The 15,829-nt window shown below is 44.1% G+C and carries 13 protein-coding genes; all 13 read right to left on the reverse strand.

All coding sequences use genetic code 11. From position 1 onward, the window contains the following. Nucleotides 1-47 precede the first annotated feature (47 nt). Nucleotides 48-593, reverse strand: coding sequence for a ribosome hibernation-promoting factor, HPF/YfiA family (hpf, locus tag GT003_RS29595; protein WP_161704826.1), 546 nt, complete (start codon nt 591-593; stop codon nt 48-50). Between the two features lie 384 nt (nt 594-977). Then, a complete protein-coding gene (locus GT003_RS29600) occupies nt 978-1,175 on the reverse strand; it encodes a cold shock domain-containing protein (RefSeq protein WP_090575545.1) in 198 nt (65 codons plus the stop codon). Nucleotides 1,176-1,516: 341 nt separating this feature from the next. Beyond that, the gene (gene rfbB, locus GT003_RS29605) at nt 1,517-2,533 is read right to left on the reverse strand and encodes a dTDP-glucose 4,6-dehydratase (protein ID WP_161704828.1); all 1,017 of its coding nucleotides are present in this window, start codon (nt 2,531-2,533) and stop codon (nt 1,517-1,519) included. A gap of 8 nt (nt 2,534-2,541) precedes the next feature. After that, a complete protein-coding gene (rfbC, locus tag GT003_RS29610) occupies nt 2,542-3,099 on the reverse strand; it encodes a dTDP-4-dehydrorhamnose 3,5-epimerase (protein ID WP_161704830.1) in 558 nt (185 codons plus the stop codon). Nucleotides 3,100-3,123: 24 nt separating this feature from the next. Beyond that, the gene (locus GT003_RS29615; protein ID WP_161704832.1) at nt 3,124-3,867 is read right to left on the reverse strand and encodes a sugar phosphate nucleotidyltransferase; all 744 of its coding nucleotides are present in this window, start codon (nt 3,865-3,867) and stop codon (nt 3,124-3,126) included. A gap of 11 nt (nt 3,868-3,878) precedes the next feature. Beyond that, entirely contained in the window at nt 3,879-4,784 is a 906-nt protein-coding gene (locus tag GT003_RS29620) for a DUF1919 domain-containing protein (protein WP_161704834.1), read from the reverse strand. Nucleotides 4,785-4,966: 182 nt separating this feature from the next. Further along, complete coding sequence (locus tag GT003_RS29625; protein WP_161704836.1) at nt 4,967-5,887, reverse strand: methionyl-tRNA formyltransferase; 921 nt, start codon at nt 5,885-5,887, stop codon at nt 4,967-4,969. A 77-nt stretch (nt 5,888-5,964) separates the two neighbouring features. Further along, nucleotides 5,965-7,179 carry a glycosyltransferase family 2 protein gene (locus tag GT003_RS29630; RefSeq protein WP_161704838.1) on the reverse strand — a complete coding sequence of 405 codons (1,215 nt, stop codon included), beginning with the start codon at nt 7,177-7,179 and terminating at the stop codon, nt 5,965-5,967. A gap of 105 nt (nt 7,180-7,284) precedes the next feature. Beyond that, nucleotides 7,285-8,415 (reverse strand): dTDP-4-amino-4,6-dideoxygalactose transaminase, encoded by a 1,131-nt coding sequence (rffA, locus tag GT003_RS29635; RefSeq protein ID WP_161704840.1) that lies wholly within the window; start codon nt 8,413-8,415, stop codon nt 7,285-7,287. Between the two features lie 4 nt (nt 8,416-8,419). Further along, nucleotides 8,420-10,327, reverse strand: a complete 1,908-nt coding sequence (locus GT003_RS29640; RefSeq protein ID WP_161704842.1) for a glycosyltransferase family protein — start codon at nt 10,325-10,327, stop codon at nt 8,420-8,422. 23 nt (nt 10,328-10,350) lie between these two features. Next, on the reverse strand, nt 10,351-11,571 hold the full coding sequence (locus GT003_RS29645) for a glycosyltransferase family 2 protein (protein ID WP_161704844.1): 1,221 nt from the start codon (nt 11,569-11,571) through the stop codon (nt 10,351-10,353). Nucleotides 11,572-11,605: 34 nt separating this feature from the next. Further along, nucleotides 11,606-13,690, reverse strand: coding sequence for a rhamnan synthesis F family protein (locus GT003_RS29650; protein WP_161704845.1), 2,085 nt, complete (start codon nt 13,688-13,690; stop codon nt 11,606-11,608). Nucleotides 13,691-13,698: 8 nt separating this feature from the next. Then, nucleotides 13,699-15,828, reverse strand: coding sequence for a hypothetical protein (locus GT003_RS29655; protein WP_161704847.1), 2,130 nt, complete (start codon nt 15,826-15,828; stop codon nt 13,699-13,701). Between the last annotated feature and the right edge of the window lies 1 nt (nt 15,829).

Below are 15,829 nucleotides of genomic sequence, written 5' to 3' on the forward strand. Positions count from 1 at the left end.
GAAGAGCAAAAAAGCCCTGGTTGCCCAGGGCTTCCTTGCGCTACCTATTAATCCGCTTCCAGCAAGCCGTATCGGCCGTCGCTGCGTCTATAGACGACATTCACTTCCTTGGTATCCGAATTGGCGAACATGAAGAAGGAGTGACCGACCATATTCATCTGGAGGATCGCCTCTTCGACGTCCATCGGCTTGAGCAGAAACCGCTTCGTGCGCACCAACTCGAAGTCTTCCTCTTCGTCTGCCACGCGAACCGCAGCACCGTCGTCCTTGAACATCGTGCGGATGCCGCTCTCCTTACGGAATTTACTATTTATTCTCGTTTTATGTTTGCGTATTTGCCGTTCCAGTTTGTCTACGACCAGATCGATCGAAGCGTACATATCCTCGCTTTTCTCTTCCGCTCTTAGCAGTGCATTCGTTAACGGGATCGTCACCTCGACGGAATGTCTTCCTTTCGTAACGCTCAACGTTACATTTGTTTCGGAGGCTGAGGGCTCTTCAAAATACTTTTCCAGGCGGTTCAATTTCTTCTCGACATAATCGCGCAAGGCGTCTGTCACCAAGATGTGTTGACCTCGAATGTTGTATTTCATGGGGCATTCCTCCTTTACATGCTCTTATTATAACATCTTATTCTGGGCGGCTCAAAGATATTTTCTGTATTTTGTGAATGTTCTTACAATATTTAAACGAGCTGTCCCCGTTCGAAACGATATCTTCTTCGCGGGTTGTTTCCGGGCTTGCACCCACCCTCGGGTCAAGTACTTGTAGAGCCCGCGGTCAAAGAACGGATCCACTCTGGGCTCGATTGTTTGATCGCAAGACACGGCGTGCACCTGCCACTGATGCGTTCCGGAAATCTACGCCGCGCACAGCTCATGGCAAAACAAAAAGCCCCGGTTGCCCGGGGCTGTTGCTTATCTCATTCGGTTAAGCGCGCATACCATGTATGATGTGGCCGCTTAACAGCGGGATAATTACAGTTTAGTTACGTTAGCTGCTTGAGGACCGCGCGCGCCTTCGACGATGTCGAACTCTACGGATTGGCCTTCTTCAAGAGTTTTGAAGCCTTCGGATTGGATTGCGGAGAAGTGAACAAATACGTCGCCGCCTTGCTCAGTTTCGATGAATCCATAACCCTTTTCAGCGTTGAACCATTTAACTTTACCTTGCATTCAGAACATTCCCTTCATCTTCAAATAGCTGCGAGATCACTAAGCGTGGCCCACAAGTGAAATATACCAGAGGCTTCACAATATTGTCAATAACTTTTGTAAGCGAATTCATTTGCGCTTCTCTACTGTTTCTTTTTCCGCGTAAATTACGGTCTCGCAATCTATCTATTCTTCTGAACTCGGGTGACAAATTGCTCCACTCTGTGAACCATCTCCGAGCAGGCAGTGTACGGCATCGGATTCGGGGGTTGTGTAAGTCTCCGAACGAGCAAAAGCCCCCCTATTCGAAACCCACCTGCTCCGCGCCACCGATATTCTTTCGCCGCTTGCGTGCTTTTCCGTTAGCTTTGCAGCCGTTCCCCATACTGCTTCTCATAATAGTCCCGATATCCGCCGGACTTCACTTGCTCCATCCACTCTGGATTGCTCAGATACCAGCGGATGGTCTCGACGATACCCGACTCATAGACGTACTTCGGCTGCCAACCCAGCTCCGCGCGAATTTTCGTTGCATCAATCGCATACCTGCGGTCATGGCCCGGGCGATCCGTTACGTAAGTGATGAGCGACTCCGGCTTGCCCAGTTCCTGTAGAATCGTTCTCACCACTTGGAGATTATTTCGCTCGTTGTTGCCGCCTACGTTGTACACCTCGCCATTCTCGCCTTTGCGAATCACGAGATCGATCGCACTGCAGTGATCCTCGACATAGAGCCAGTCGCGCACGTTCAACCCATCGCCGTACACCGGCAGCTGCTTGTCAGCAAGCGCGTTCTGAATCATTAAGGGAATCAATTTCTCCGGGAATTGATAGGGGCCATAGTTGTTCGAGCATCGCGTAATGTTCACAGGCAATCCAAACGTCTCATGGTAAGCGCGAACGAGTAGATCGGCGCCAGCTTTGCTGGCGGAGTATGGGCTGTTCGCGGCAAGCGGCGTCGTTTCGCTGAACAGTCCCGTGTCGCCGAGCGTGCCGTACACTTCGTCCGTCGATACTTGCACGAACTTGCGCACCTTATATTCCTTTGCTAAGTCGAGCAGTGTCTGCGTCCCTAGAATGTTCGTGCGCACGAAAACGTCCGGTTCCAGGATACTGCGGTCCACGTGAGATTCCGCCGCGAAGTTCACGACCGCATCGATTCCCTGCTCGAAAAGAGGACGCAGCGCTTCGCGATCCGTAATGTCGACGCGAGCAAACCGATAGTTCGGCTGTTGTTCGACGGCGCGCAAATTCTCGAGATTTCCCGCATATGTCAGCGAATCCGCATTGATAATCTGATCTTCCGGATGTTCGCGCAGCATGTAATGCACAAAGTTACTTCCGATAAATCCGGCTCCGCCGGTAATGAACATACGCATAGCCAGACTCACCCTTCAAATATAAAATTATGCTCGGCTTGCGCGAGCGTCGGATGCTTCTCATCCTTGCCCGACAGGATAGGCTGGACGATCGGCCAGTCAATCGCTAACGCCGGGTCGTTCCATGCAATGCCGCGATCCTGTTCGGGCGCGTAGTAGTCGTCTACCTTATACAGAAACTCCGTATTCGGTTCAAGCGTGCAGTAACCATGGGCGAACCCCTTGGGGACAAGCAGCTGAAGCTTGTTCTCCGCCGATAGCGTAAAGTCTTCCCACTGCCCGTACGTAGGAGATCCACGACGCAAATCGACAATGACATCATAAACCGCACCAGCCGTAACGCGTACGAGCTTAGTTTGAGCGTTAGGGCTTAGCTGATAATGCAGCCCTCTAAGCACACCGGCCTCGACGGACAAGGCATGATTATCTTGAACGAACGCGTGGGTTAGGCCATGCTCGGCGAAGCGCTGCGCATTGTAAGATTCCATGAAGAATCCGCGCTGGTCGCCGAAGACTGCCGACTCGATCAACTTCGCGCCTATGAGCTTCGTTTCGATGATTTTCATCCCTTAAGCAACTTCCTTTCAACCCTACAACTTCAGTTTGCCGAATTCCTCGCCGAACAGTAGATCCTGCGCCAGCTCATTGGCTTTCGCCAGCGACGCATGCGTGCCAGCATCCGTCCACCAGCCTTTAAGAACATCGAATTTAAGTTCTCCGCGAGCGATATACGCATTGTTTACATCCGTAATCTCCAGCTCGCCCCGTGCTGAAGGCTTAAGTGTCTTCACTATGTTGAAGACCTGCCAATCGAACATATAGATACCGGTCACGGCATAGCTGCTCTTAGGAACAAGCGGCTTCTCTTCTATAGAGACGATTTGATCGCCATTAAGTTCCGGTACACCGTATCGGTTTGGATCATGCACTTCTTGAATAAGGAGCTTTGCGCCTTTGCCTTGCTCCCGAAATCCCTGCACATATGGCGCGATGCTGTCCGAGAATACATTATCGCCCAAAATCACGACCATCGAGTCATCTCTGACGAAATGTTCAGCGAGCCCCAGTGCCTGCGCGATGCCGCCCGCTTCATCTTGGACCTTATAGGTGAAAGAGACGCCCATCTCTGCACCGCTGCCAAGCAGATTGACCACATCGCCCATATGATCCTTCCCTGTGACGATCAGAATATCGGTGATATCCGCTTCCTTCAGCTTCGCGACCGAATGGAATATCATCGGGTATTTTCCGACTGGCAGGAGATGCTTATTCGTTACTTTCGTCAACGGGTATAATCGTGAGCCAGTGCCGCCCGCTAAAATGATGCCCTTCATGGTAGAGCCTCCTAATATCGCAATTCGATCCGTTCGTGATTTAAGTTGCCTTGCAGCAAATCGAGCGCGTTATAGTACTTGTAAGCACCTTGTGCTAAGCCGTTTACTATAGCCCAGAACGGCACTTTGCTCATCTCGTCGATCCTGCTATAAGAAATAGACAACAGCGATGGTTCTGACGTTTCAAAGGGAACGAAACAAACTTTACTCGCATAGGGCAAGTCAATAAATTGGCTCGCTTCCTCATAATCTTCTGTATACATCATAACGAACAAGTTATTCCAGTTCACTTTTGAAACACGACTATTCCATTTGTTAATAGCCTCGTCAAAAGAGAAATAATGATTAAAATGCAATTCTACATCATCTATTCGAGCTACCGGATATTCACGCTTAAGGACCGAGTCATACACGTATCTTTCCAACGTGGGCTCAATATTTAAATAATGTTTCGAATTTCTCAAGAATCGTAAATAATCAGGGACGCTCTCATACATGTTGATGAACGGGGATAGGAATTCCATTCCAAGACGGCTATAGGTAAGACCACCCCAACAATTATTAGAGAATATTGTTAGATTGGAGTTTCTAAGTGTCAAATATTTATCTAGTTGGAGTTCAGGCAATGCAAAGATTTTGATATTCACTATCTTCCTGGCTTCAACTCCACATAGCATAGCCTCATGCATAATTTCGCTGAATTTCCCCAAGCTAGCGACGATCAATAAATCAAACTGAATATTTTCTAATTCACTTTTTGATATAAAGCGATGACCATCGAGTTTCTCATATATAGGCTGATTCGACGTTATACCCTCAATAACGATATTACCAAGTATCTCTTGGTATTTAAGCGCATTGTAATGCATTTCATAATCGTAACCGGTTCCCCATACGATGCACTTGTAAGTAGACATCTCAGCGCTCCTCTTACCCTTTCTTAAAATAATAGTAAGCTCCTTGCCTTCTATGGTGGAAGTACTTCACATACCATCATTTCACGTCGTAATCTTTAATCCTCATGTCCAGCGATGCCAAATCAATGACGCATTACGCTCTGATGGAATACAACTTGCATAATACCACCAACCGACTTTCCCTAACTCAATCGTACCCGTAACTTATTAAAAAACACTTTTTCACCATTCTCATATGAAGCATCGGTAATCTGCAACATTCCACTACCGCAAATTACAACGGGTATCCCATTTTGGATGGCCCAGACTTTCCCAAAGTCACGAATGGCAAAGTTTATATCTTTTTCTAGCATTTCAGCTCTATTAATAATGATTTTCTTATTTTCGTAGAATGTATAAGCTCCTGGGTATGGGGAACTAACGGCGCGAACTAAGATATGAATCCTATACGCAGTAAGAGACCAGTCAATTTTACAATCCTCCAAGGATCTCCATACGCTGTAAGTTGCCAAGGCATGGTCCTGAGGATAAGCTATTAAATTCCCTTTCCTTAATCTGTTGATGATCTTTACAAAGGATTCCGCATAGATCAGGGACTGTTTTTCAATAATATCTTTGATGTAATCGGCATCGGATATTTCCACTTGTTCCTGTAAAATGATATCGCCGGCATCCACATGCTCAGATGCCTTAAGAACAGATACTCCCGTTATCTTATCTCCACAAAGCATAGCTGTCACAGTAGGTGCGAATCCCCTGTATTTGGGCAGGAGGGAATCATGAAATATGAGTAGATCATCTTGTAAAAGAGCGTTAATCGACAGATCAATCAAATATTGCCACGATATTGCCACAGCACTTGTTATTTTGTGATTTACGATGATGTCAGGTAAATAGTTCTTAACTTCGAACCAAAGATAGTGCGGAATCCCATGTTCCTCGCAAAGCGCGAAGATTCCCTGCGAATCATCCGTTTTCATGTTTTTATCGTTGTAGGACACGACACAGCCGATATTTTCACTATATCCTCTATATATAGCATATTTCAAAGATGACAGACCTTTATCCGTCATGAGAAAACATAGCAACTTCTTATCTGTCAACGGTTCGTTTCTCCTCCTTCATGTTCCTTGCTCAAACAAATGGATTTATAGGTAAGCATTGTCTTTTAATACCTACGTTAATGATTCGTTATTATATGAGGAATTATATAGTCTCTTGAAATAACTAGACCTAACCCTTCTAGTTGTTTTGCCATATCAACTGCGTAAATAGAAGTAATAACAACAAACACATTTCCTTTCTCCTCAATTAATACATTAGGCGGCACTACTTCTACCCCCCTAATGGTTGAACCCCATTTTGTTACAGCGTTATCAATAATGCCTTCTACTGAAATTGCGTAACTTCTAAATAATTCGAGGTAACGCTCTCCGTTTTCCCCACCGCCAAACAAATATAGTCGATGCAGTTTCGACTTCTGTTGAATCATATCAATAATCAGAATATATTTTGCATATTCAGATTCTATTCTAGCGATAAGCTCAACGACGTTGTTTTTACTATATAATAATTTCTTTTCATTTTGTTTCTGCAATAAATGCAGCCATTCTAATTTCATCTGCATATCCTTGTAAAAATACAATTCCTTCTTGCTGTTAAATAGTAGTCCGATCTCGCTGTGGATCAGTAAGTCCGCTGCACCTGGAGTAATTTCTAGTTCTCGCAATTGCTTTTTTTGAATTGAGACAGTAGATTCAGTATTTTCTACCATCTTTGTTTTGGTTAGTTGACTTCCATGCCTTCTATATTGCAATAGAGGCTGGCTTGTTCTAGTAACTTGGAAATAACGAGATGAGCGTACCCATAAGTCATAATCCTCCGCAACAACATGGTTATACGATAATTGATACTGGTCTAACATCTTTTTACGCATCATCACTGCCGGATGAGCCAGACAACAATAAAATAAAAGATGCAATTTCACTTCGTCTGGAGTTAAGGCGCCCAGTAATTCATTATTCTCATCTAAAAATCGGATATCGGATGCGGTAATTCCCACATATGGGTGTTCTTCGAGATACGCTACTTGTTCACTGAATCGTTCCTGTAAACTTATATCATCGCAATCCATTCTCGCGATATATTTACCCTTAGCTAATTGCAGTCCTTTATTTAAGGTATCTACTATACCTAGATTTATTTTGTTACGGACTATCTGTATGCGTGCATCACGGTAAGATTCTATAATATTCACACTGTAGTCCGTCGATCCATCATCTAGAATGATAAACTCGAAGTCCGTAAACGTTTGACCTAATATACTCTCGATAGCCTCTCGGAGGTATAGCTCTCCATTATAGACAGGCATCAGTACACTAATCGTCGGATTCATGATTCATGCCTACTTTTCATGAATTTGATTTTCACTGCATAGAAAAAAGATTCGATTTGGGAAAAATTACTGTAGAGTCTTTGTAAGCCGTCTGGAATGGCGTATTTAGTTCTGAAAGTAACCGTATATACTAGCTACGATTTCTTGGACATTTTGACTAGTTAACGAATAAAACATCGGTAAACGGATCAGTCGCGAGCTTTCAATCGTCGTGAATCTGTCCTCACCATGAAATCTCCCGAGCCTCCGTCCTGCTTCCGAACTGTGCAACGGTACATAGTGAAACACTGCAGCGATGCCCATTTGCTTTAGATGAGTTATTAATCCAGACTGCACACTCTCATTTACCACCTTTATATAGAACATGTGGGCATTGTGCACACAATCTTCGGGAATATGTGGAAGTTCAATCAACCCATTATATTCTAGAGGTTTAAGCGCTTCGTAATACTGCTGCCACCTTGCTAGTCGAATCAGATTAATTTCATCTGCTACTTCTAATTGCGACCATAAATATGCTGCATTCATCTCGCTGGGTAAATAGGATGATCCCCAATCCACCCAAGAATACTTATCAATTTCTCCACGAAAGAAACGGCTGCGGTTTGTTCCCTTCTCACGAATTATCTCTGCCTTCTGAATTACGGACGGGTCACGAATCAGAAGTGCCCCACCTTCACCCATACTATAGTTTTTAGTCTCATGGAAACTATAACAACCGAAGTCCCCAATTGTACCTAATGATCGGCCCTTATAGGTCGACATAACACCTTGCGCAGCATCCTCGACTACAATTAGCTCGTGACGCTGCGCGATATCAGTAATCATATCCATCTCGCAGGATACTCCAGCATAGTGCATCGGTACTATAACTTTGGTGCGATCTGTTACTGCCTCTTCAATCAACGACTCATCTATGTTCATCGTATCAGGACGGATGTCAACAAACACAATCTTCGCTCCTCGTCCTGCGAATGCATTAGCAGTCGAAGAGAATGTATATGATGCCATAATCACTTCATCACCTGGTTGTATTTCACATAGATACGCCGACATGTCCAAAGCGTGACTACCTGAAGTCGTCAAAAGCACACCTGAAACATCGAATCGCGACTCCATCCAAGATGAGCACTGTGCTGTGAAAATTCCATCACCAGCCTGCCGATCACCTAGTGCCTTCGAAATATAAGATATTGTCGTATCAACGATTGGTGCTTTATTGAACGGAATGTACATTGACTCATTCGCCTCCGAAGTTACATTCATCTATTACGTCATTCACCCCGTTTAACAACGCATCTACATACTTCTCTATACTCCAAGCAGATGTTTTCTCTCGTACAGTTGTTTGATTATGCACGAGAAGTTCAGTATTAGTTGCCATATTCATAACATATGAAATAACTTCTTTCTCGTCTCGTAACGATAATTCTTCCCCCGCATAAAACATCGCTCCGTCGGCTCCTAGCGGTGTTGCCAGCGCAAGCCCATGCTGCATCGCCCAAGCAATGCTCAACCCACCGCCGAATCGTTGCGGATTAAGATAGATATCACACATACCATATAGTCCCGGCAAGTCATCTTCATAACCCCACAGAAAGATCTGGCTACCAATGAATTGGGCATAATTCTCAACCATATAGCGGTGCTCAGCGGAGCCAACACAAATCCACTTCACCTTGGAATTAGTACTCATCGCCGTGCAGAATGTGTCTATAAGCTCTGGACTAATATCTACATTCAGACGTGTCCCTGCCGTTACTACAAGAATGTCATCACTTTCAAATCCATAATCAATGCGTTTAAATTCACGCTTAGGATTTACGTATTCAACAAGAATTGGGGCAGGTAACAATTGATCTTCCCGGATTGGCCCTTGGACTTCGATCGGAAGATTATTCGGAATTACGAACCGATGAAAAAACGAGCTCGACTCTCGTAGTTTGCGAATTGGGAAATATATTGTCGGATAATTTTGGTAATAGTAAGGCGAGATAAATCCCCACTCATCTGTTAGATCAAAAATACAATTAGGGTTAATCTTGCTAATCAAGTCTAATACAGCTTGTTGTCGTTCCCTCATGGTCGCTGCATCTGAATAATGCAGGTGAATTGGCTCCGGATAATACGTTCGAATTTGGTCATAATGATCCCCACTAATATTTGACAGTGACAGAGGATACTTCGGTTGCAAAAAATTAGCGCCCGAGTCGTTACGAAATGGAATTAAATCGATAATATGTACCTGATAATTCCTTTTTATTAACTCCTTCGCCATAGGAGACGTAAATCTCATATGCGAATCGAAATAAAATCCAATCGTAAGCATACATATCGTTTTATTGTTCTCTTTACGATACGGGTGAGGATCCCAAATCAAAGCAAGCTCTTCGGCATATTCCTTCATTACACGCTGTTTATCCACCCAGAAATCCTCATACAAAACATCTGCATGCATCCAAATCCCTGACATATCATTAAGCAGCCAGTACTTCTGCGCAGAATTATGATGCATCTCGCCGGTATGTTTTACGAATAGCTGCATCATTCGTTTGTCGAAACAATCTGCCTCAAGCATCAATCGTAGAAGCACTAACCGCATCTCAGTTGAACCCCATGCTTCTTCGACAAGTTGTATTGCACGTCTTTGAACGACAGGCTTAAGGTGCTGGTCTTCCAGACAACCTATTTTAATTTCTTGTATCAGCCAGTCAAAGTACTGAATTTCCCCTTGAGACCTAACAAAGTAACTCAATAGTTCATCCTTCACACGTCGTGTATCATCTAACCATTCTCGAAGCGTCAATCGTGAGTAATGACTGTTTAAAGACACTCCCACAGGAGCTGCGTCTATAATCTTAGAAAGCGGAACTCCTAGCGTGACAAGTGAATTTTTAATTTCCTCCACTAGATCCTTACGCTGAACCGCAATCACGACCCAATCGTAACTTTCGTTCGAAAGTGTAGTAATGGATTCCGGTATCTGAATGTTACTTCCGTTGGGCGTTCGATCCAACCAAAGTACAACTTCGCAGTAACCTGTCGCCTGCAATTGTCGATAGTATTGCTGTCCTACATCGCCTGCAGCATACAAAACGATTCTGCTGTCCGCTTCTATCGAACGATAGGGGAAAATATACTGTGTCATATTCACGCTCGTTTCTTAGGGCTTTAATAAACGACATTCCGCACCGGATAATACCAATTCGAAAGATAGTCAATAACATCATTCCAAGAAAGAACTTTTGCACCCTTAGACGCAGCAAGTTTCGTTGCTTCTTCAAACACAACATGAGACTTCGGAAAACAGATCAGAATATAACCCCGTTCTACTTGCGTTTCATCTGGCTTCACTACAACAGAACCATTGCAATCTTTAGAGCTAGCATCCGCTGCTGCATCCCATAACATATCCGGCTGTAGGGGTGTTCCTTTCATGAGCGGTAACAAACTTCTTGCCACCCGGCCCAGTGCACCGTAAGCGATAATACGTCCGGTTAAATGTAAGTGGTTAGGCTCAATCCTAAGCATTCGATTAGTCAACGAACGTAAAAAGATTTCATTCTCACCATCGCCTTCAATAGAGACGGCCATATATCGGCATCCTATCGCAGCCAACTCCATAAGCCGCTCCTTTTCAAACGGGCTTCGTGAAAGTTGCGCAATTGTTCGTTTGTATAAATTCAAGCGATTCCTGTAGTGCTCCGAAACATTTTGTTCCCCTCGTCCTCCAGCCAAATTACTTGCGAAGGTGTTATAGATATATAAGCACTTTTCAACCTGAACTAATTTACCACCTCCTGCATAAAGCAGAGTGGTCATTTGCGGTTCTTGCGAGGTAGCGTCTTCCGTAACCATACTCGTCAACCCGCATCGCTCAGCATATTCACGTTTGACGAGATATACGCATATTGAACTATGCACTCTCTGCAACAAAACTTCTTCAATGGTCGTATTCGGCGTAATTTTATCTGCGAAGTTAATCGGCATCGGCGTTCCGTTTGCAACACTTCTTTCAGCCAACCCGCACACTGCAAAATTAACTCCTTTATCTGCTTCTATTGCATTAATCATCAACGAAACATATTCCGAATCCAATTCGTCATCCGCATCTGGAAAACAAACATACTGTCCTCTTGATTGAACCAGTCCGTTTTTCAGTGCAGCTGCCACCCCTGAATTGGGCTGGCTAATAATGACGACATCATACCCTCTATCTAACAACCGCGGTCGCCATTTATGGAGAACCTGCACTGTCTCATCCGTAGAACCATCATTGACGAGTACGACTTCAATGTTATCCCACACCTGATTCATAATTGAACGAAGTGTTTCACCAAGATATAGGGCCTTGTTATAACAAGCGACAACAAGGCTGACTTTCGCCCCCATGAACTCACCTGCGCATTCGCATTTGTTATTTAAATTACATAATAAATAAATTCTTATAACCCTTTTCTTTCAACGAGAATAGTACTTCTCTCTGATGGACCGGATTTAAAGCCACGATAATTCCTATGTCGCTGTCGAGCTCATCCTTTGTGAGTTCATAAACCGGCCGATTAAAGAGTTCTTGTTGTTGACGATGACCATTCGAGACGATAAACCCTTCAAAATCAATCTTCTCGGCGACCAAATTGGCAGCATACCTTGAAGCGATATCTCCTGTTCCGTATATAAAAACCTTCTTGTGTCGAAGAATAAACTCTCGAACGTGAGCACTGCTAGCCATATCCATTGCCTGTTTAAAGGTATAACTGTAGTGAGGAATGCCTTTTTCTTTTTTTATTTGTTTCAGCAACTCATTGAGCATATACCTGTAATTTACTGACTGAATAGCAGCATACTCGTCCGTCATCATTACTCCGCTATAGTATCCTTCGTGCTGAGCGACGTAAGGGAAAATACGTTCGATCGCGTGGCTAATCGTACCATCAATCGGCATCGGCTCTTCCGCAAAGTCCTCATACTCAAACCCATGTTCAAATAACGGCCTTAACGCTTGCGAACGACACCAAAAGGCAGTTCCAAGCGCAAAAGGAGCCTTCTCTTCCGTTAGCCTGCCAGTCAAACCCAAACGTTCTGATAAATTCTTAGTCGCCGGGTAACTTGATGTCCAACCCTCTGCATTTACTCCTAGATAGGATGCATGGTGGGGTGCAGGAGGAGCTAGCCAGCCAAGACGAGCATTCTCCTCAAAGCAATCTAAAACATTCCAGATATATGCCGAGCTCTTCAGTGTGTTTGTCCATAACAAATCCATGAACGATTGTCCTATTTTTGAAACGCCCACTGCCCCACTTACTTTCTTGTCATGGACAAAACAAAGATACTCATATTGCATGAGTAAATCTTTACACTCTACCAGCAAAGCACTCATTTCCCGTCCGCGATTGCGAGACAATACGATTCGTCCGTTACGGATACGATGCATAGCTAACAACTGCTCGATTTGCTGCTTAGTATCCTCTCTACTAGTCGTCACAATCACATCAAACTCTTCAGGAATCCCCTTAATGTATTTAAAACATTCCTCGACCAGGTCCGGATAATACATGTGCATAATAATAGCTGATTTTTTATGAATAAACTCAGATTTTCCCCTTGTTTTGGTCGGGAATATAAAATTCAAATGCATGATCTCATATAGATCGGTAATATTACAAACACGCAACAGATGATTCCATATCAAGTCCACATTATAAGTTGTATTGTCCCTAATATAGGCGAAAGCCCTCGTCATATCCTCGCCGGCTGAAGCCTCCAGAGTATTATTCAAGGGGCGGGAAAAATTCTCACGTTTTATTAGTGGACACTTGCACTCGGCGATCAGCCTATAGGATTCATACATAACATACTCATAATTATCTTCAGGATTCATCACGGTAAATAGTCCGGAATCCACATAAGTATCGTGAATGTATCCTAGCTCTGAAAAAAAGACAGTAAATCTTAATTCATAGTGAATAACTGCTTCTTCGCAGCTATAAATCTGGGGGAGCGTGTCCCAAATGCGTCTAAAATCTTCACTATGAAGCAGTCTATGGCGTATAACCAAGAAATAAGTTTGGATATGTGAAGGCAAATATCGCGAATGTATTGCCGGTGAGCTGAATGAATTAGGAAGAGAAGGCTGCTCTGTTAATCCCCAGAAGTCAACGTCTTTCTGTTCCATCGTCTCAAAGACTGATTCTAAGGGGTACAATGGCCCAAAGCAGGAGTTATTAACAAGCACTAATTCATCGTATTGATAAACTCTCTCCCAACCTAATAGAACCTCCAGCGTCTCTTTAATAGCCGCTGCATCGAACCCTTCGTTTTTGCGTATGAATACATCCGTTGTATATTTCTTAAGAGCAGACCGGCCCTCTTCATTTATGCCGCCATTGCAAACAATAACCAAGTGATTAACATTACGCCGCAAATCATCCAACAGATATTCAATGTAACGGTCCACGACTCCATCTGCATCATGCATCTGGAAGATGCCTAGTCGATTCTTTGCAGCCATCTTCCTGTTCACCCTTCCTTCAAACTGAAGTTTCGATTCGTAAACGCATCAACTAAAGCTTCCGTCTCGAAATAGTTTGTCCGCATGATGCTGTACTGCTCTCGCAAAGAGCGAATAAGCAGATCCGGAATCTCCAAATCCACCTCGCCTATTTGCTCTAGCCGAAGCTTAGTTTCTTGAACGTAATCTTTGATAGCAATCTGAACTTCGGTTAAATGATCGAATTGCTCTGCTGTCCGATGCTCAGTCGCAAAGACTGGCTTCCCGTCCTTATCGAATTCCAAGAGGGAGGGTTCAAAGGACGTAAGTATATTCTCCATAAAGAAATAGTCATCAAGGAAGTGCCAACTCGGTTCATAAATGTTGGGAATGTCATACATCGCTTCAATTTTTGAATCGGACTTATACTGGCTCTGAGCATTAATCCGAGAGAAATAAAGTCCGTATAGCTCAAAATCAACTACATTGGATAACATTCTCTGACACGTTCCCGAAGATACAAAGTCAAAAAATCCGACGCGAGCTCCGCTTGGAATAGCCACTGAATCCAAGTAACGCGAATAACAGTCCCGTGCGATGACTGCCTGTCGCAAGATTGCGTGTTTATGTTTCCGTACATAATCCGTATCGCTTTCATCCGCCCGCGGCTGAATGTCATCTGCCTTCAAATGAAATCTGTCCCGAAGCATGTCCGACACCGAACCTGAATATGCCAGCTGCGCTGCAAACAGAATATCCTCCTCCGAGTACAATCCTGCTGGAACTGCTGCAGCACGGGACGTATAGAAATACTGCGTGCGAGGAAAGTCGGCGTGCGCGCTACGCAAAGTTTGGCTAATGGCCTCCAACAGATACCCATCTCTTGCACTGAATAATATTCTGTTTAAATCAAGTTCCTTCGCCTTGGCTACAATCCAGCTGAAGAAGCGGTACACGACTGGTGCTATGAATGCATAGGCCATCTCATAAGGGCTATCGACGCGGAATTTGCCATTCGTCTCCGAGTATAGGAACGGATTATTAAGCTGCCGTGCGATGAATTCCCCGATCATCAGCCTATTGCTTAACTTGCTATCATACTTTAACAATTCATTCGCATAGCCATCTTCAAGCATGTTCAAAGCACTCTTGATATGAAACGTATCATGAATCCCATAACGCTCGGCAGATCGTATATCTGCTTCTTCATTGTCCCCAATGTGGAGCGTCTTTCGATAACCTGTCTTCTCTGTTAGAATTTTGAAAAGGCCAGCCTCTTTAGACACCCCGAAGTCGCAAGAAACAAACAGATGATCTTCTTGGACACGTATGCCTAACGCCGATAACAACGGATACAGCGTGCGTCTTGGCAAATACATATCCGAGACCAGATAGACTTCCTTGCCTAATGAAGTTGCGAACGCAAGAAGCTCGCACATCGACTCTCTTCTTAAGAGGTACTCGCTCTCAATACGAACCTCAAGCTCTTGCCATTGCTGCTTTCGGTCATCAGATATTAAAAGAAACTCTTGAATTCTGTTATAGATGGCCGTCAGATTGGGATTCAATCCCTCTCTATATAACTCTCGTTCAGCTTTGATTCGAATGTTTGCGAATGACTCCGTATGTTCATCCGATTCCTCTATTCTTTCTTGCATAATATAAAATATATCTTGCGGGTACAGCGTTTGCCGCATGACCAACGTATCGAATACGTCGAAGCTCACCACTTCGGCAGCTATAATTTTCGACCGTAATCGTTGCTCGTCCAACTCATTGTACGCAATCATGGACTTGGTCTGGGCAATATCTTGTCCTTGCAGATTTCCGTAAATATCATAAACTCGAATTGAATGCGCAGTACAAAAGCCGCCAATCCTTCTATATATGATTCGCAAATTATTGCTGCGAGCCACAATAATAATAATGTCCACATTCAACTTAACCGCTTGATCATAAGTGAGTACCGGCTTCCCGTAAATCGTATCTCCTGTTCTTGCTTCATCCATCAGACCTATTATGTTGTATGTTGAACAGCAATCAAGAATATACTCGGTGTTTTTTCCAATTCCGTAGATCACGATATTCTGATTCTGATATTTACCGAAGCTTGCTTGGAATACCTCGGTCACCTGCTGTCGCTCATCCAACATCTTCATG

The sequence above is a fragment of the Paenibacillus sacheonensis genome, from assembly GCF_009909195.1.
Classification (GTDB): Bacteria; Bacillota; Bacilli; order Paenibacillales; family Paenibacillaceae; genus Paenibacillus_Z; species Paenibacillus_Z sacheonensis.